This is a genomic window from Maritimibacter dapengensis (assembly GCF_019218265.1).
In the GTDB taxonomy this organism is placed as follows: Bacteria; Pseudomonadota; Alphaproteobacteria; order Rhodobacterales; family Rhodobacteraceae; genus Maritimibacter; species Maritimibacter dapengensis.
The window spans coordinates 859,759-877,147 of record NZ_JAHUZE010000001.1 but is presented as its reverse complement, the minus strand read 5'-3'; the positions used below and the strand labels follow the sequence as shown (position 1 = coordinate 877,147).

Here is a 17,389-nt window from a genome sequence, read left to right as displayed (position 1 = left end):
AATTTGCAAAACTTTGCAGGCATTCTCGCGCCAAACTTGCAAAATCATCTGCCAAGATGCCGCAGGTTAACGCCAACAGCCTTGCCGAGCCATGCCCGCGCCCCTTACACCACGTCAGGCATCTTGGAGGAGGACCGACATGGCGACTTACGCAGACGTTTACGACAGCTGGAAAGCCGACCCCGAAGGGTTCTGGATGGAGGCCGCCAAGGCGATCGACTGGGACAAGGAGCCGTCCAAGGCCCTGTTCGACGACAACGCCCCGCTCTACGAATGGTTCTCCGACGGCATGGTGAACACCTGCTACAACGCAGTGGACCGGCATGTGGAAGCTGGCCGCGGCGACCAGACGGCGATCATCTACGACAGCCCGATCACCGACACCAAATCCAAGATCACCTACGCCGAATTGCAGGACAAGGTCGCGCGCCTCGCGGGCGGTCTCGCCGCCAAGGGCGTGACCAAGGGCGACCGGGTCATCATCTACATGCCGATGGTGCCCGAGGCCCTCGTCGCCATGCTCGCCGTGGTACGCCTCGGCGCGATCCACTCGGTCGTCTTCGGTGGCTTCGCCTCCAACGAACTCGCCACCCGGATCAACGATGCCAAACCCAAGGCGATCATCGCAGGTTCCTGCGGGCTCGAGCCGAACCGCACCGTTGCCTACAAGCCTCTCCTCGACGGCGCCATCGACCTGTCCGAACACAAGCCCGACTTTACCGTGATCTTCCAGCGCGAACAGCATCCAGCCGACCTCAAGGACGGCTACGACTTCGACTGGAACGACCTGTCCGCCGCCGACCCCGCCGATTGCGTGCCGGTCGAAGGCAACCACCCGGCCTACGTGCTCTACACCTCCGGCACCACCGGCCAGCCCAAGGGCGTCATTCGCGACACCGCCGGGCACCTCGTGGCTCTGAACTGGACCATGAAAAACGTCTACAACGTCGATCCGGGCGATGTCTTCTGGGCCGCCTCCGACGTGGGCTGGGTCGTGGGCCACAGCTATATCTGCTACGCGCCGCTCATCCACGGCAACACCACCATCGTGTTCGAAGGCAAACCCGTGGGGACGCCGGACGCCGGCACCTTCTGGCGCGTGATTTCCGAACACGGGGTAAAAAGCTTCTTCACCGCCCCGACCGCGTTCCGCGCCGTGAAACGCGAGGACCCGAAAGGCGAATTCGTCAAGAAATACGACCTCTCCTGCCTCAAGCAAGTGTATCTCGCCGGCGAACGCGCCGACCCCGACACCATCGTCTGGACGCAGAATCAACTTGGTGTGCCGGTCATCGACCATTGGTGGCAGACCGAGCTTGGCTATCCGGCGGTCGCGAACCCGGTCGGCATCGAGCTTCTGGAAACCAAACTCGGCTCACCCGCCGTGCCGATGCCGGGTTATGACATGCAGATCCTCGACGAGGGCGGCAATCCGCTCGAGCCCGGCCAACTTGGCGCCATCGTCGCGAAACTGCCCCTGCCCCCCGGCACCCTGCCGACCCTCTGGAACGCCGAAGATCGCTTCCGCAAGAGCTACCTCAACACCTTCCCCGGATATTACGAGACGGGTGACGCGGGCTACATGGACGAGGACGGCTACCTCTATATCATGGCGCGCACCGATGACGTCATCAACGTCGCGGGCCACCGGCTCTCGACCGGCGGGATGGAAGAGGTGCTGGCCTCCCACCCCGACGTGGCCGAATGCGCGGTCATCGGCGTGACCGACGAACTCAAAGGCCAATTGCCGCTTGGTTTCCTCTGCCTCAACGCGGGCTCTGACCGCGACGAGAAGGACGTCGTGGCGGAATGCGTCAAACTCGTGCGCGAGAAGATCGGCCCCGTGGCGGCGTTCAAGTCTGCCGTCGTGGTCGATCGCCTGCCCAAGACCCGGTCAGGCAAGATCCTGCGCGCGACCATGGTTTCGATCGCCGATGGCAAGGAGTTCAAGATGCCCGCGACCATCGACGACCCGGCAATTCTCGACGAGGTGCGCGAGGCGCTGGAAAGCCTCGGTTACGCCAAAGCGTGAACCGAGCGCCGCCGCTCAAAAACCGGAACGCACCCTGCGGGGTGCGTTTTTTATTTCCCCAACGACATCATTGCCGCAATTCTTGGTTAATTGACCCGCATTCGGAAACACAATTGTTCCGGCACGACGGTCGAATGCCTCTGGTAATCCGAAACGTTTATTGAGACGCTGTGTCCTCGGTAATGCTTAAAAGTTGCTAAGATATTTTTACGAATTAGAGGTGCCTCGTGACCAGCGGCACGAATGTTTCCCCGGACGGACCGTCCGACAAGATGACGCCTGCTCCCGAGGACCGCGGCCGCGCCCTCATCGTCGGTGATGACGACCTCTCCGCCGTCATTCCCGACGAAATCCTTAACGACCTCGGGTTCATCCCCGTTCGAGTCACCTCTGTCGATGACGCAAAACGGATCTGCGACGAGGTGGACGTCGACCTCATCGTCATGTCGCTCTGGATCGGCGATGAGTCCTTGCTGCCCGCGCTGACCACTTGCATGGACCGTAGTCACCCACCGGCGGTCGTCGTGATCGCACGCCACGACCAGATCAACGACGCGGCGACGGCCATGCGCGGCGGTGCCGAGGACTGCCTTTTCTTGCCGTTCTCGGAATCCCGGCTTGAACGCACCCTGCGCAATGCGCTCGCACGGCGCGGCGGTTCCACGCAACCGCCCCCGCTCGCGCCATCGCCCTCGACGCTGCAGACACGACCATTTCGTCCGACCGATACCCCGTCGACGTTTCACGGTCTGATCGGGCGCTCCCCGGCCATGCGCGCGCTGTTCGACAAGATCCGCGCCATCTCGACTTCCGAAGCGCCCGTGCTGATCACGGGCGAAGTGGGCACAGGCCGCACGTCGCTGGCACGCGCCCTGCACAACGCATCGCCGCGTGCATCCGGTCCCTTCGTCGCGGTGGATTGCGCCCGTCTGGACGGGACGGAATGCCTTACCCGCATCGAACCCGGCGCAGCCGACGCGCAATCCGAGATCGCGCGCGCCAGCGGAGGCACGCTGTTTCTCGACCGTCTCGACGCGTTCGACAACCGAGCCCAGATGCGCCTCCTCGCTCTCGTCCAGGAACTCGAGGCCTCTGCCCTCCCGGATCGACCGCGCCTCGTCGCGTCGCTCTCGGCCCCGGCCGCAGAGCTGGTCGACAATGGCCTCCTGCGAGAAGACCTCTATTTCGCGCTCAACGTGATCGAATTGGTCCTGCCGCCCTTGCGCATGCGGCGCGAGGACCTCCCCTTCCTCCTGGAATCCACCCTGGCGCGGGTCGCCGCGCGCGAAGATCGCGCCCTCCCGCTCCTGACCGCCGCCGCGCGCCGGTCTCTGCTCTCCTACGACTGGCCCGGCAATTTGCGTGAGCTGGAAAACGTGCTGCGCGGGCTGGTGCTCACCGCCGGTGGGCTCCGTGTCACCGCTGAAAACCTGCCAGTCGCGCTCGTCACGGATCGTGCGCAGGCCAGGCTATCGGCGGGCCGCAGCGAACAGAATCCAGCGCGAAGTCCAACCGGGTCGGTTGCCGGCCTCGGTGCGCTCTTGGGTCAACGACTGGCCGACATCGAACGCGCCGTGATCGAGGCGACCATCGCCGCCGAAGACGGCTCCATCCCGCGTGCGGCGCGCGTCCTGGACGTGTCTCCCTCGACGATCTATCGCAAACGCGAAGGCTGGACAGAAGACGAAGACCCCTGAAAGCCCGCGACCTGCGCCCGCCACGTACCGCAGTTCGTCATCAGACGAATTGTTCGCGGATCAGACGTTCTTCCAGCCCGTGGCCCGGATCGAACAACACCTTGTGGCGAATGTCCTGGGCGCTCTCCACCTCAACCGCCGTCACGACACCTGCGGATCGGCTGTCCGCATCCGCCATGACCGGGCGCTTCTCCGGCTCCAGCACGTCGAACCGCACCTTCGCCGCCTTGGGAAGCAACGCCCCCCGCCAGCGTCTCGGGCGAAATGGCGCAATGGCGGTCAGCGCGAGCACATCCGACCCGATGGGCAGGATCGGCCCATGTGCCGAATAATTATAGGCCGTCGACCCCGCCGGAGTCGCCAGAATGGCCCCGTCGCAGATCAACAGCGACATCCGCTGACGCCCGTCCACGCTAATCGCCAGCTTCGCCGCCTGCGGTCCGGCCCGAAGCATCGACACCTCGTTGATCGCAAGCGCTTCGCGCACGCTGCCGTCGGACTGGGTCGCACGCATCCTGAGCGGGTTGATGACCTCGAGCTCCGCATCGCCCAGCCGCTCTTCCAGCCCTTCGACCGCGAATTCATTCATCAGGAAGCCAACCGTGCCCCGGTTCATGCCATAGACCGGCACGTCCAGCTCCTGCGTCGAATGCAACACCTCGAGCATGAACCCGTCGCCGCCTAGCGCGACGATGACATCCGCCGAATCCGGCGCATGATGGCCATAGCGTTCGACCAGTTCCGCCCGCGCTTTCTGCGCCGACGCCCCATCCGAGGCCAGGAAAGCCAGTTTCGGTCCCATATCGTCCTTTCCCGGGTTTCCCGCTATGGTCGCTTGGTTCCGAAAGAAGCACAAGTTTCACCAGAGGACCAGATTGGACCTCACGAGGTCGCAATTGAACCCCCGTGACCCTTCCCGCCCCGCCAAATATCGCGTAAATGCCACGCATCGACAGACAGGAGACCGCGTCATGAAGGATATCCGCAGCCCGGGCTTTTTCACCGAAAGCCTCGCCGACCGTGACCCCGAGATCTGGGCCTCGATCACCGGTGAGCTTGGGCGTCAGCGCGACGAGATCGAGTTGATCGCGTCCGAGAACATCGTGTCAGCCGCCGTCATGGAGGCGCAGGGCTCGGTCATGACCAACAAATACGCCGAAGGCTATCCCGGTCGCCGCTACTATGGCGGGTGCCAATTCGTCGACGTGGCCGAGAACCTCGCCATCGAACGCGCCAAGGAACTCTTCGGCGTGAGTTTCGCGAACGTGCAGCCCAACTCCGGATCGCAGGCCAACCAGGGTGCCTTCACCGCGCTGATCAAGCCGGGCGACACCATCCTCGGCATGAACCTCGCCTCCGGCGGTCACCTGACCCACGGCGCGCCGCCCAACCAGTCGGGCAAATGGTTCAACGCGATCCAGTACGGCGTGCGCAAGCAGGACAACCTGATCGACTACGACGAAGTCGAAGCGCTGGCGAAAGAACACCAGCCGAAACTCATCATCGCGGGTGGCTCGGCCATCCCGCGTCAGATCGACTTCGCCAAATTCCGCGAAATCGCCGATGCGGTCGGCGCCTACCTGATGGTCGACATGGCCCACTTCGCCGGTCTCGTGGCCGCAGGCGAGCACCCCTCGCCCTTCCCGTATGCCGACGTGGCCACCACCACGACGCACAAGACCCTGCGCGGCCCGCGCGGCGGCATGATCCTGACCAACAACGAAGAGATCGCCAAGAAGGTGAACTCGGCCATCTTCCCCGGCATTCAGGGTGGTCCGCTGATGCACGTCATCGCCGCCAAGGCCGTGGCCTTCGGCGAGGCGCTTCAGCCGGAGTTCAAGACCTACCAGAAAGCCGTGCGCGCCAACGCCGTGGCACTGGCCGACCAGCTCATGAAAGGCGGGCTCGACATCGTCACCGGCGGCACCGACACCCACGTCATGCTCGTCGACCTGCGTCCCAAGGGCGTGAAGGGCAACGCGACCGAGAAAGCCCTCGGGCGTGCGCATATCACCTGCAACAAGAACGGCATCCCCTTCGACCCGGAAAAACCGACGGTCACTTCGGGCATCCGCCTCGGCACCCCGGCGGGCACGACCCGCGGCTTCGGCGAGGATGAATTCCGCCAGATTGCCGATCTCATCGTCGAAGTCGTCGACGGTCTCGCCGCCAATGGCGAAGACGACAATGGCGCGGTGGAAGACGCCGTGAAAGGCAAAGTGGCGGCACTTTGCGAAGCCTTCCCGGTCTACCCGAACCACTAAACCGGATCACCCGGCAAAACGGCGGCGCGTCCTTCGAGGCGCGCCGTTTTCGTTACAGAAGCCCGCGCCAGGCCATGAGCGCGACGACACCGACCCCGACAAGGATCAGCATCATCGCGTTTCCCGCCAGCCAATGCAGCACGATCCCCTTACGCCGGTCCCATGGGTCCACGGTCTTGAGCCAGGTCTCCGCTTTCGCCGCCCCCGCCTCGATCCGTTCCATATCGACACGGGGCAAGAGCTTCGGATGCTCAGCGAGGTCCAGCGCCTCGATCAACGGCGCGATCTCCCGCTTGACCCAGGCCGGCACGCGCCGCCCCGACCGGCGATACTTGGCCGCCAGCCCCTCGCCCCGGATATCGAGGCGTTCTTCCATCAATGCAGCCAGCTTCTCGGCGCGATCGTGCAAATCCATGGCGCTTCTTTAATCCAAACCCCTTTCCCCCTCAACGGCCCCGCGTTACATCTCCCACATGCTCGCGACCCAGACCCTCGGCAACGACCAAACCGAACCGCCCATCCTCATCGTCCACGGCCTGTTCGGCTCCGGGCGCAACTGGGGCGTCATCGCCAAACGGCTCGCCAAGGTGCGCCGCGTCATCACGGTGGACATGCGCAACCACGGCGACTCGTTCCGGGCCGACAGTCAAAGCTACCCGGAAATGGCCGAAGACCTCGCCGAGGTGATCCGATCCGAGGGCGGCTCGGCCGACGTCATCGGTCACTCCATGGGCGGCAAAGCCGCAATGGTCCTCGCCCTCACCCATCCCGACCTCGTGCGCGCACTCGTCGTGGCCGATATCGCGCCCACCGCCTACGGTCATTCCCAGCTCCACCTGATCGAAGCGATGCAGGCCCTCGACCTCTCGCAGATCGAGACCCGCTCGGACGCCGACGCCGCACTGGCCGACAGCGTCGAAGAGCGAGAAACCCGCGCCTTTCTTCTGCAATCTCTGGATGTCAGGGGGAAAAGCTGGAAACTGAACCTCGACACGCTCGCACGCGACATGGATGTCATCACGGGCTTCCCCGAGATGTCCGGCAGCTTTTCGGGCCCGACCTTCTTCCTCTCCGGCGGACAATCCGACTACGTGCGCCCCGAACACCGCGAAGAGATCAAACGCCTCTTCCCCGAAGCGAAACAGGCCAAGATCCCCGGCGCAGGCCACTGGCTCCACGCCGAAAAACCCCGCGAATTCGAAGCCGCCCTGCGCGCCTTCCTCAATCTCGACTGACCACCCGCGTTTCCGGCTCGATCCGCCCCTGCCGTTCCAGCCAGCGCGCCACGAGCCAGACCAGAAGCGCCCAGGTCGTGCCGAGCGTCCAGCCGGCAAGCACGTCCGACGGCCAATGCACACCGAGATAGACCCGGCTCACGCCGACCGACAGCGCCACCAGCGCGGCCACAGCGATATAGAACGCCCTTATACGCAGCCGCTTCTCCTGCCGCGCCAGCATCACGGCCAGCGTCAGATAGGTGACGGTCGCCATCATCGAATGTCCCGACGGGAACGACGCCGTCGCCACGTCCACCCCATGCGGGACGAGATCGGGGCGCGGCCGGTCGAACCCGAGCTTCGCCAGATGCGACAAAGCCTGACCACCGACCACGGCAACCCCTAGAAACAGCGCCGAGGCGCGTTGACGGCGCAAGACGAGATAGGCGAGCACGGTCAGGGTCAGTAGCGTCAGAACGGTAATGCCTCCCATCGCCGTCACATCCCGCATCATCGTCTGAACCGCGGTGCCGCCAATCGCTTCCGCCGGATCTCCATCGACCCGGAGCGCCATCAACAGCGTTTCATCGAACCCATGCAGATCGCCCTCGATCATTTCGGCAGCAAGCGCCACGAAAGCCCAGAGCGCCCCGGCGACGCACAGAACGACGACGAGCGTCAATGTCTCGACCCGTCGGGTCACGGCTCTCAGCGTCTCGAAAACGGAATTGTCCGACCTGTCCATGGAAAATGAACGCCCTCCGTCCCCGAAGGTTTCCCTTCACCGTTCCGGAAATACTTCAGGAGGTCTGGAGGAAGATCCTCCAGAGGCGGCGACAGCCGCCTTCGCCGCCGCGACGTGGCCCCGCCACGGCGCAATCCCGGTCAGCGTTCAGTGCGTCCAGACCTGACGCCGGTTGGTCGCGAAATTGTCGCCGTAGCCGCCGGGCCGGATGTTCTGCTTACGCTTGTGCGGCTCGGTCACAACGGCGTCGATCCCGTGCTTCTCGGCATAGGCGATCGCGGCCTCTTTCGTCGGAAACCGCATCCGCACCTGTTGATCGGTATCCTTGGACGAGGTCCAGCCCATCAGCGGGTCGATATCCTTGGCCTCGCTGGAAACCACGTCCAGAACCCAGTGCTTGGTCTTGGCCTGGCCGGACGTCATCGCATTCCGGGCCGGTTTGTAGATACGAGCGCGCATGAAAGCCTCCTTCTGACGTCCCGATATATCGACAAGTCGCCGGGCGTTTACAAGAGAAAACCGCCCCCGATGGGAGCGGCTTTCGATGTGAATTGCAGAGATCTCTGCGAGAGGGTGACTGCCGGCCCCGGCGAGGGAGCGAGGGGTGGGGTGGGTGTTCGCCGGAGCCGACAGTCGGTCTGCTGCTTGCATCCTCTTGTTAACAACCATGAAGGGAGTAGCGCAACCCGAAATTACAACTTTTGCGAAAGTTTTTCTTAAATTTGCACCTTAAAGTGGAAACAAATTGTTAACCTTTAGAGCGCCTTACACGAAGATCGCTCAAAACTCGCACCCCCGCTCGCGCAGGTGGGCGGCGAAGTCTCGCTTCGCAATCTATACGTGTATTACACCATCCCGTACACATCACGCACCTCCCCAGAAATGGGGAGGATTCGCATCTTCGCCGAAGTTTCAGGAAAGGATCTATGCTGCGCGGGACGCGAGCAGTCGTTTCAACGCCGGTTCCGGCTTCAGCGCGTGCTTCAAAAGCGCCGCTTCATAGCGCTTCAACACGTCCCGCGCCGATGGCCCATACGCCCCGTCGAGGCTTCGCAATTCGGGAAACAGCGTCAATATCTCTTCACGCACCCCGTCTTCGAACGCCGTCAACCCGACGCCACCCGGGTAAAAGCTCTCGGACGCAAGGTTCATCGAGATCAGGATCTGATGCCGGTCGAACAGAATATGATAGTATTCGACCTCGGCCACAGGGTCGATGAAGATAGACTGCCCGTTGACCAGATGTTTTGCCGCAGCCAGAACCTCGTCTTTCCCGAAATGAAGCTGCGCATGTGCGCCGCCGATCAGAACCCGGTGCATGGGTGACACCAGCATATCGGCTGACGGCACACCCGGCGCAATCGCACCGGCCTTCAACCGAACCGGCCTCAGACGCGGGTCCGCCGCTGCGCCGGTCAATCCGATCCGCCGTGAACCGATCCACTTGATCTTCTGCGGCCCATTATCCGATGTCAGCACCTCGTCGCCAGCGCGCAGGTCCTCCACCGGTCGCGGCCCATGCGGCGTGTCGATCAACGTGCCCCGGGTGAAACAGGGCGGTTCATCCGCCCCGTTGATGGTGATCGTGACGCTGGTCGTCCCGTTGGTCGAGGTGATCGTGAACACTTCGGTCAGGGTCTCGCCCGCGTCGAGCGCCTGGATCGAGGCCTGCGCATTGTCCGCCGAATAGGTCCAGACGCCGTCGTCATCTATGGTGAGCGATCCGTAGGTGCCGGAAATCGTTTCGGCCGTCCAATCGCCATTGTCGTTGCCAAGGTAGTAATTCGCATTTCCCGTTGCGGTGATGAAGCCGCCGACGACACCGGAATCCTCCGTCACCGTGCCGCTTTGCGGGACCGGAATACCCATCAGGACACCCCCTGCAACTGAAACGCTCGCACAAGCCCGCGCCTGCCTTTCGACGCATCGCCCTGCACGACCTTGTCGACGACCCCGCCCTCTCCCATCCGCGCGAAGTAGAACGGACCTTCGGGCGGGTGACGGGCGATGTGCCGTGCCACCATGCCCGCATGTCCGAACGGCGCGATGAGGTCGATGAACCACAAGTTGGTGCCCGCCGCCCATTCCTCGGTATCCGGCGGAACCTTCTGAAACAGCATCCGCTCGCTCACATCGTCCGACAGCCGCGCCCAGATCAACGCCGCCGCCGTCGCGCCATGTTCGTCCTCGAAAAAGCGCACGCAATCGTTATTCACTGCGGGGAAGAACAGCGACGCGAGCCCATGTCCGGGAAAAAATCTGTGCATTGGGCAATAGGCGGCAAGGAACGTCAGCTTGCCCAGGGCAAGCAGGTGATCGTCGCTCGGACGATTGGGCGCCGCGCCGATGACGCGCGCCTTGGTATCACTGCCTCTGCTCGACATCTTCTGATGCCTTTCTTTTTCGCTCAGGCTCCATTGTTTGTTCGATAATGTCAAATTCCATCAGCAACAGAGCCCTTGGAGCCGTCGAAATGTGCCAATCTTGTCATACCGCTTCCCATACGCCAGCGCCTTCGATCCGCCCCGTCAGGTCACCCCGCCGATCAACGATCCGGTTTCGCCCTTGAAACAGAACAAAAAGCGCACAAAGTTAGCGGCGAAGGAGACACCCCATGTCCGACGCCCCCCTGATGCACACCGCCCACGTGAAGCCGAAACTCGAAGGCGGCAAGCGGTTCGTGATGAACACGTCGTTCAAACCGGCGGGCGACCAGCCGACCGCAATTGCGGAGCTGTCGCAGGGCGTGGACAGCGGCGAACAGGACCAGGTCTTGCTCGGAGCGACCGGCACCGGCAAGACCTACACCATGGCCAAGGTGATCGAGGAAACCCAGCGCCCCGCCATCATCCTCGCCCCCAACAAGACGCTCGCAGCGCAATTGTACGGCGAATTCAAAGGCTTCTTTCCCGACAACGCGGTCGAATATTTCGTCTCCTACTACGATTACTACCAGCCCGAAGCCTACGTCCCCCGCACCGACACCTTCATCGAGAAGGAAAGCCAGATCAACGAACAGATCGACCGGATGCGCCACTCGGCCACCCGCGCGCTTCTGGAACGCGACGACGTCATCATCGTCGCCTCGGTCTCCTGCATCTACGGCATCGGGTCGCCGGAAACCTACACCGCCATGACGCAGGACATCACCGTGGGCGAGGAATACGACCAGCGCTCGATCATGCGCGATCTGGTGGCGCAGCAGTACAAACGCAACGACAACGCCTTCGCCCGCGGCTCCTTCCGCGTGCGGGGTGATAGCCTCGAAATCTGGCCTTCCCACCTCGAAGATCGCGGCTGGCGGCTCTCGTTCTTCGGGGAAGAGCTGGAAAGCATCACCGAATTCGACACGCTGACGGGCGCCAAGACCGACACGCTCGACAAGGTTCGCGTCTACGCCAACTCGCACTACGTCACGCCCACGCCCACGCTCCGCCAAGCCATCGAGGGCATCAAGAAGGAGCTGACCCTCCGCCTCGCCGAATTCGAAAAGGACGGCAAACTGCTCGAGGCCCAGCGGCTCGAACAACGCACCCGCTTCGACCTTGAAATGCTCGAGGCCGCCGGGTTCTGCAACGGGATCGAGAACTACTCCCGCTACCTCACGGGCCGCAATCCGGGCGAACCGCCCCCCACCCTCTTCGAATACATCCCCGACAACGCCATCGTCTTCGCCGATGAAAGCCACGTCTCGGTGCCGCAGATCGGCGGCATGTATCGCGGCGACTACCGGCGCAAATTCACACTGGCCGAACACGGCTTCCGCCTGCCGTCCTGCATGGACAACCGCCCGCTCAAGTTCGAGGAATGGGACGCCATGCGCCCGCAATCCGTCTTCGTCTCGGCCACCCCCGGCAACTGGGAGCTTGAGCGCACCGGGGGCGTCTTCACCGAACAGGTCATCCGTCCCACCGGCCTCCTCGACCCGCAGGTCGAGATCCGCCCCGTGGAAATGCAGGTGGACGACCTGCTCGACGAGGTCCGCAAGGTCGCCGACGCGGGCTACCGCACGCTGGTCACGACGCTCACGAAACGCATGGCCGAAGACCTCACCGAATACATGCACGAACAAGGCATCCGCGTGCGCTACATGCACTCCGACATCGACACGATCGAACGGATCGAAATCCTGCGAGACCTGCGCCTGGGCGCCTTCGACGTGCTGATCGGCATCAACCTCCTGCGCGAGGGGCTGGATATTCCCGAATGCGGTCTGGTGGCGATCCTCGACGCCGACAAGGAGGGCTTCCTGCGCTCCGAAACCTCGCTAATCCAGACCATCGGACGCGCCGCGCGTAACGCCGACGGCCGCGTCATCATGTACGCCGACCGCATCACCGGCTCGATGGAACGCGCACTCGCCGAAACCGACCGCCGCCGCACCCGCCAGATCGCCTACAACGAGGAACACGGGATCACCCCGGAAACGGTCAAGAAGAACGTCGAAGACGTGCTCGCCGGGCTCTACGCCGGCGACGTCGACATGAACCGCGTGACGGCCACGGTCGACAAGGTCGGCATCGGCCAGAACCTCCAGGCGCATCTGGAAGGCCTCAAGGACGACATGCGCAAGGCCGCCGAAAACCTCGAATTCGAAGAAGCCGCCCGCCTGCGCGACGAGATCAAACGACTGGAAGCCGTGGACCTCGCCGTCGCCGACGACCCGATGGCGCGTCAGGCCGCGGTCGCGGCGGCTGGCGAGAAGGCGACCAAAGGGCGGTCAACGGCGGGGAAGCCGGGGCAGAGGGCTGGGCGGAGGGGGAGGTGAAGCTAGTCGATGGCCAAAGTCCCCGCCCTAGGAGATTGCCTCCCGCTACATTCATCTCACTTGTATCGAAGAAACCATAGGCATGATCTCTAATGGGACTTCCACTGTTGAACCGGTCGCAGGATCAAACACAGAAACAAAATTTCGTTTGAAACCAATGAGAGGCAGATTTAACCATCTTTCAGTTGGGAACTTTGTGCGCTCGGCGAAATCCCGACCCATTGCGTCTGCACACGCTTCCTGTTCAAAGAGGATCTGTGAGAATGGCGCGAAGGCATGCTCGAACGAGACACGCTTGCGCCAAATCATGAAGGGCGGCAAAGGGCGCGATGTATACGCAATTTGTAGACCCGATGCTTCAAGAGTGTAACCAACACGGCCGTAGGGTGCGTTGGGCCCATCCCACCCAAAACACTCGGGCCCCCAATTCTTTTCTTGGAGAACGTCTCTAACGTACATACCAGCCGGCCTCACCTAGCGCTCTACGAGGTATAGCTGTTGTTACATTACGCCAGAAAGAAAAACAGCTCACGCTCAGCCCGAACCGACGGGGCGGGCGCTCACATGTCGGCAAGCCGACAAGTGAAACATGGATAGGTCAGAGCATTGCCCACACCTTCCGCTAACCCGACACCACGAGGTCCCGGCTCAAGGCCGGGACGGGTGATGCGGCAATGGCGAGCCAGTGTCCCCGCCCCGGGCTTGACCCGGGGCCTCGCGCCGCCACCTCAAGACGCACCAGCCCCCTCACCCACCCCGCTCCCAACCCCAAGCCTCCACCCCTCCCCCCACGCTTTCCCCTTCACCCCCGCGGCCGTCTCCCCTAACCTCTCCCCATGAAACGCCTCATCCTTGCCGCCGCCCTTCTCCCCGTCCCTGCCTTCGCGGACGCGACCTCCATGTGTCTCGACCGGCCCAATATGACCGATGACGTCTGCGCCTGCGCCACGGACGCGCTCGCGCTCGCGGTGTCGGAGGAGGATCGGGCGCTCTATGATGCCATCGGCACACTTTATCTGCCGGAAAAGGCCGCGGGCACGCCCTTTGCCGATGCCTGGGACATGGCGGTCGATGCGGTCGCGGCCGAAAACGGCACGACACGATCGGCCTTGCAGCGCAAGATGAACCCGGTCGGACGGGCCCACCGCGATGCGATAGAGGCCTGCGAATGACGGCTCGGCAGGTTCGGGCCTGAAACCTGACGATCAGGCAGGCCAACGGCTGGTCGCCCTACCCCGGCGTTCACCCCGGTCCGAACGCGCTCCTCACGCCTCGCCCTCCCCGTCTTCCGCGAGTGCACGCACGACCTCGTCCCATTCGGCGTCCGTATCGCCCAGTTCGGGGCGCTGTTTGCGCCGCGCCTCGTCGAAAAACCGCTCCACCTCGCCGGCCTCGAACAGGACACCTGCGATCTTGGCCTCCATGAAGGCCCCGAGAACGTCGTTCATCCTGGGTTGATACGGATGGCCCAGTGACTTGAAGAACCTCACGATGTCCTTCTCGACATACATCGTGATCTTCACCTTCTCGCCCCGCTTCGTGCGCGCCGCAATGTCATGCCATTCTGCCGGGATCGCCCAGTTCCGGGCGGTCGGAAAATGCAGGTCCCATTCCAGCTGGTTCAGCCGGTCGACCATGTAGTTCCAATGAACCTTCTGCGGTTTCGTCGTCGGGCGCGGGTTGCCGGTCATCGCTGATCTCCTCTGGTGCTGCATCAGGAAAGCGACAAAAGGTTAAGACAGGGCGATCCACACGTTCTGCCATACGTGATACATACGTGTTCCATACGTCGGACATATGCCCCCATTGCGCCCCTTGCGGGCGCGGGCTACCTCTTCACCATGCAGCAACCGAACCCGATCCGCCCCACCGATGACGAAGCCCGGAGGCTGGCCCAGGGCCTGCTTCACGAGGCGCGTTTCGCGGCGCTCGCCACCCTGAACGGCTCAGGCGTACCGACACTCGCGCGGGTCGCCTTCGGCACCGACGAGCAGGGTCGCCCGCTGCTATTGGTGTCCGACATCGCGGCTCATACTCAGGCGGTTCTGGCCAACCCTGCATGCGCGCTCCTCGTCGGAGAGCCGGGTGACAAGGGCGATCCCCTGACCCATCCACGCCTGACGCTCGAGGGCCGGGCAACCACGCTGGACAAAACCGACACGCTGCGCGCCCGTTGGCTTCACGATCATCCAAAGTCCAAGCTCTATATTGATTTCGCGGACTTCCGGTTTCTCCGAATCGACGTGGACCGCGGATTTCTGAACGGTGGCTTCGGAAAGGCTTACGATCTTACCCCCGGCGACCTCGGACTGGGAAGCCCGCGCCGCCGCACGCAAGCTTAACGACTTGGAAACCAAGACATTTCAAACTGCCGCACCGTCACGCGTCTGTAACTGGACAGCCCCCGCGCGTCATGGTCCTATCGCTGTATGAAACCGTTCCTTGTCCTTGGCGTCTCGCTCCTGATCCTGTCGGCCTGCACCGAGCGGGAGATCTGCATTTACCAGGCCGCGCAGGACCTGAACGCTGCCGAGCGTCGGATCGACGTGTTGCGCGGCAATATTTCCCGAGGATACGCGCTTCATGTCTCGCGCGAACGGGTCACCGTGCAGGGCGTCTGTTTCGACAAGAACGGCAAGCCCTACGGATGCCCCAAGACCGACTGGCAACGCGTGGAACGCCCGGTGTCGATCGACGTTGCCGACCAGCGGCGGCAACTGCGCGACCTGCAGGCGCGGATCCCGTCTCTGAGGCGCAGTGCGGCAGCCTCGCAAGCTCAATGCCGGCAGACCTACCCGGAGTGACGCCGACGGCCATCGTGCTCGGGGCTGCCGTCTGGCCCGGAGGCGTGCCCTCGCCCACGCTGTCGCGACGCACCGCCGCCGCTGCGAAAGCCTTTCACGCAGGCCGGGTCGGCCAGATCGTCGTTTCCGGGGCCGTGGGGCAGCACCCGCCCAGCGAAGCCCGCGTAATGGCGGACGAATTGCGCCGGGCGGGCGTTCCGGACGACGCCATTCTCGAAGAGGACGCAGCCCGCAACACCTGGGACAACATCGCAAAGTCGCTGGACCTCCTCCCCGACGACACACCGATCGTGATCGTGACCGATTTCTACCACCAGCCCCGCGCCCGCGTCACCGCGCGGCGTCTGGGGCAAAAGGCACAGTCGATCTCGCCGCCACTCGCCGGCGCGAATCTTCGGACCCAGCTTTGGGGTATCCTCCGGGAGATCCCGGCCTTCATCGTGTATTGTTTCCGACGCTGACTGACAAAAAAGCTACAACCCCTACGGGAATCCTTACCGTCCGGGACGCTTGGAGCACTTGTTTCGTTTCGGGGTGAGACTACACTTACAGAAGCTGCAATCCGGTCGTGAAAACAAGTCGATGGTCACTCCTCGAGACCCTGTTCGGGAAGATGCAGCAGCCTTCCGCCGTCTTCGTTATGGGCTCGGGCTGCTGGGTTTGGTCCTGCCGTTCCTTCTTGCCTTCTCCGGGCGGGTCGTGGACGGCGTCGTGCAGCCGACGATCTCCGATGTCTTCCATACGACGCAACGCGATCTGCTCGTCGGCGGGCTGACGGCCATCGGCGTCTTTCTGGTCGTCCACAGGGGATGGCGGCGGTTTCCGGGGCGCTGGCTGTCGCCCGATCTGATCGTGTTCCTGGCGGGCATCGCCGCGATGGGCGTCGCCTTCTTCCCCAACGAAAGCACTGAAATCGCAACCACGAGCCAGAAGGTCCTTGGTCTCAAGGTCGCCCCCATCCTGCATTACGGCGCCGCGCTCCTGCTGTATCTCATGATGTCGATGACCTGTTTCCTTGTCTATGCGCCGGACGCCGCCGGGTGGGAGCGTCGGTTCTACGTCTGGGCCGGCCGGGTGATTTTCTTCACAGGCTGCATGGTGATGGTGCTTTCGGGCATCAAGAACAACACCGACGGCGTGCTTGCCCAGTTCATCATCTCGAACAACTTGGTCTTCTGGGACGAAAGCCTCGGCGTCTGGGCCTTTTCGGCATCGTGGCTCTTGAAGGCCTGGCTCGAGGGTCGGCGCGTGCCGGCACGGTTCTGGGAAAAGGGCGACGGCCGCTCGCACCGCCCGGTGCCCTGGCCCGAGGGTTTTTCGGGCGGGCCGCGTCCCGGCGCGGGGACGACGGTGGTCGGTGCCGTATTCACCGCTCTCCGGGCGCTTGGGAAGCGTCACGTACAACGCACGGCGCCTCTGACGTCCAGCGCTGTTCCTGCCCAGATTACGGCAACCAAGCGACACCGCCGCACGGCTGCTCAGAACCGTCCACGTCGCCATGTCGCGCCGTCACGGCGCAGGGCCTAGTTCCTACTCAAAGACGGCCGCGACGTCGTACATCACCGGCTCGAAGGTCCGGCACAACTGGTTGATCTTCCGGTTCCGCGCCCGCATCTCGTCCGAGCGCAGCATCGCCTGAAAATCCTGCCGCTTTTCCCATTGCGAATAGTTCGCGATCCGCGTCTGCGCGTCGTTGACGTGAAGCCCGGCGGCGATAAACCCCGGTTGCTTCGAGATAAACTCGTCATAAGCCGCGGTCAGAAGCTCGATCAGATCGTCGCAATTGCCGGGGCTGGTCTCGAAGGTGGTGATCACGGTCTGGCGGTCGTCTGATAGCTTGATCGTGGGCATGGTGGGCGTTC

The 17,389-nt window shown here is 63.2% G+C and carries 18 protein-coding genes; 10 read left to right on the top strand and 8 right to left on the bottom strand.

What is annotated here, in order from left to right; translation table 11 throughout:
* The first annotated feature begins 139 nt into the window (after positions 1-139).
* Positions 140-2,032 (top strand): propionyl-CoA synthetase, encoded by a 1,893-nt coding sequence (locus KJP28_RS04390; protein WP_218391001.1) that lies wholly within the window; start codon positions 140-142, stop codon positions 2,030-2,032.
* A 227-nt stretch (positions 2,033-2,259) separates the two neighbouring features.
* Positions 2,260-3,729 carry a sigma-54-dependent transcriptional regulator gene (locus KJP28_RS04385; RefSeq protein WP_218391000.1) on the top strand — a complete coding sequence of 490 codons (1,470 nt, stop codon included), beginning with the start codon at positions 2,260-2,262 and terminating at the stop codon, positions 3,727-3,729.
* Positions 3,730-3,769: 40 nt separating this feature from the next.
* On the opposite strand, the gene KJP28_RS04380 is transcribed toward KJP28_RS04385, so the two are convergent.
* A complete protein-coding gene (locus tag KJP28_RS04380) occupies positions 3,770-4,531 on the bottom strand; it encodes an NAD kinase (RefSeq protein ID WP_218390999.1) in 762 nt (253 codons plus the stop codon).
* 169 nt (positions 4,532-4,700) lie between these two features.
* Here KJP28_RS04380 and glyA point away from each other — a divergent pair, with 169 nt between their 5' ends.
* The gene (gene glyA / locus KJP28_RS04375; protein WP_218390998.1) at positions 4,701-5,993 is read left to right on the top strand and encodes a serine hydroxymethyltransferase; all 1,293 of its coding nucleotides are present in this window, start codon (positions 4,701-4,703) and stop codon (positions 5,991-5,993) included.
* A 52-nt stretch (positions 5,994-6,045) separates the two neighbouring features.
* Here the strand turns inward: glyA and KJP28_RS04370 are convergent, their stop codons facing one another.
* Positions 6,046-6,408: a hypothetical protein gene (locus KJP28_RS04370; RefSeq protein WP_218390997.1), complete on the bottom strand. Its 363-nt coding sequence runs from the start codon at positions 6,406-6,408 to the stop codon at positions 6,046-6,048.
* Positions 6,409-6,466: 58 nt separating this feature from the next.
* On the opposite strand from KJP28_RS04370, the gene KJP28_RS04365 reads away from it, so the two are divergent.
* Positions 6,467-7,228, top strand: a complete 762-nt coding sequence (locus KJP28_RS04365; RefSeq protein ID WP_218390996.1) for an alpha/beta fold hydrolase — start codon at positions 6,467-6,469, stop codon at positions 7,226-7,228.
* Here the strand turns inward: KJP28_RS04365 and KJP28_RS04360 are convergent.
* The 4 genes from KJP28_RS04360 to KJP28_RS04345 all read right to left on the bottom strand — a co-directional run bounded on the left by KJP28_RS04360 (position 7,215) and on the right by KJP28_RS04345 (position 10,339).
* Entirely contained in the window at positions 7,215-7,955 is a 741-nt protein-coding gene (locus KJP28_RS04360; RefSeq protein ID WP_218390995.1) for a phosphatase PAP2 family protein, read from the bottom strand. The two genes, KJP28_RS04365 and KJP28_RS04360, sit on opposite strands and share 14 nt — an antisense overlap.
* 147 nt (positions 7,956-8,102) lie before the next feature.
* Positions 8,103-8,414 carry an ETC complex I subunit gene (locus KJP28_RS04355; RefSeq protein WP_218390994.1) on the bottom strand — a complete coding sequence of 104 codons (312 nt, stop codon included), beginning with the start codon at positions 8,412-8,414 and terminating at the stop codon, positions 8,103-8,105.
* 465 nt (positions 8,415-8,879) lie between these two features.
* Positions 8,880-9,824 (bottom strand): Hint domain-containing protein, encoded by a 945-nt coding sequence (locus KJP28_RS04350; RefSeq protein ID WP_218390993.1) that lies wholly within the window; start codon positions 9,822-9,824, stop codon positions 8,880-8,882.
* Entirely contained in the window at positions 9,824-10,339 is a 516-nt protein-coding gene (locus tag KJP28_RS04345; protein ID WP_218390992.1) for a toxin-activating lysine-acyltransferase, read from the bottom strand. Before KJP28_RS04345 ends, KJP28_RS04350 begins: the two co-directional genes overlap by 1 nt.
* Positions 10,340-10,569: 230 nt before the next feature.
* Here KJP28_RS04345 and uvrB point away from each other — a divergent pair, with 230 nt between their 5' ends.
* On the top strand, positions 10,570-12,723 hold the full coding sequence (gene uvrB / locus KJP28_RS04340; RefSeq protein WP_255552171.1) for an excinuclease ABC subunit UvrB: 2,154 nt from the start codon (positions 10,570-10,572) through the stop codon (positions 12,721-12,723).
* An 836-nt stretch (positions 12,724-13,559) separates the two neighbouring features.
* A complete protein-coding gene (locus tag KJP28_RS04335; protein ID WP_218390991.1) occupies positions 13,560-13,895 on the top strand; it encodes a hypothetical protein in 336 nt (111 codons plus the stop codon).
* A 93-nt stretch (positions 13,896-13,988) separates the two neighbouring features.
* On the opposite strand, the gene KJP28_RS04330 is transcribed toward KJP28_RS04335, so the two are convergent.
* On the bottom strand, positions 13,989-14,414 hold the full coding sequence (locus KJP28_RS04330) for a BrnA antitoxin family protein (protein ID WP_218390990.1): 426 nt from the start codon (positions 14,412-14,414) through the stop codon (positions 13,989-13,991).
* A gap of 150 nt (positions 14,415-14,564) precedes the next feature.
* On the opposite strand from KJP28_RS04330, the gene KJP28_RS04325 reads away from it, so the two are divergent.
* The 4 genes from KJP28_RS04325 (at position 14,565) to KJP28_RS04310 (ending at position 17,054) form a co-directional block, all read left to right on the top strand.
* Entirely contained in the window at positions 14,565-15,065 is a 501-nt protein-coding gene (locus KJP28_RS04325) for a HugZ family pyridoxamine 5'-phosphate oxidase (RefSeq protein ID WP_218390989.1), read from the top strand.
* A gap of 87 nt (positions 15,066-15,152) precedes the next feature.
* Positions 15,153-15,527: a hypothetical protein gene (locus KJP28_RS04320; protein ID WP_218390988.1), complete on the top strand. Its 375-nt coding sequence runs from the start codon at positions 15,153-15,155 to the stop codon at positions 15,525-15,527.
* Positions 15,503-15,988, top strand: a complete 486-nt coding sequence (locus tag KJP28_RS04315) for a YdcF family protein (RefSeq protein WP_218390987.1) — start codon at positions 15,503-15,505, stop codon at positions 15,986-15,988. Before KJP28_RS04320 ends, KJP28_RS04315 begins: the two co-directional genes overlap by 25 nt.
* Positions 15,989-16,109: 121 nt before the next feature.
* Positions 16,110-17,054, top strand: coding sequence for a hypothetical protein (locus KJP28_RS04310; RefSeq protein WP_218390986.1), 945 nt, complete (start codon positions 16,110-16,112; stop codon positions 17,052-17,054).
* 3 nt (positions 17,055-17,057) lie between these two features.
* Here KJP28_RS04310 and KJP28_RS04305 read toward each other — a convergent pair whose 3' ends face one another.
* The gene (locus KJP28_RS04305; protein WP_218390985.1) at positions 17,058-17,378 is read right to left on the bottom strand and encodes an antibiotic biosynthesis monooxygenase family protein; all 321 of its coding nucleotides are present in this window, start codon (positions 17,376-17,378) and stop codon (positions 17,058-17,060) included.
* Positions 17,379-17,389: the final 11 nt, after the last annotated feature.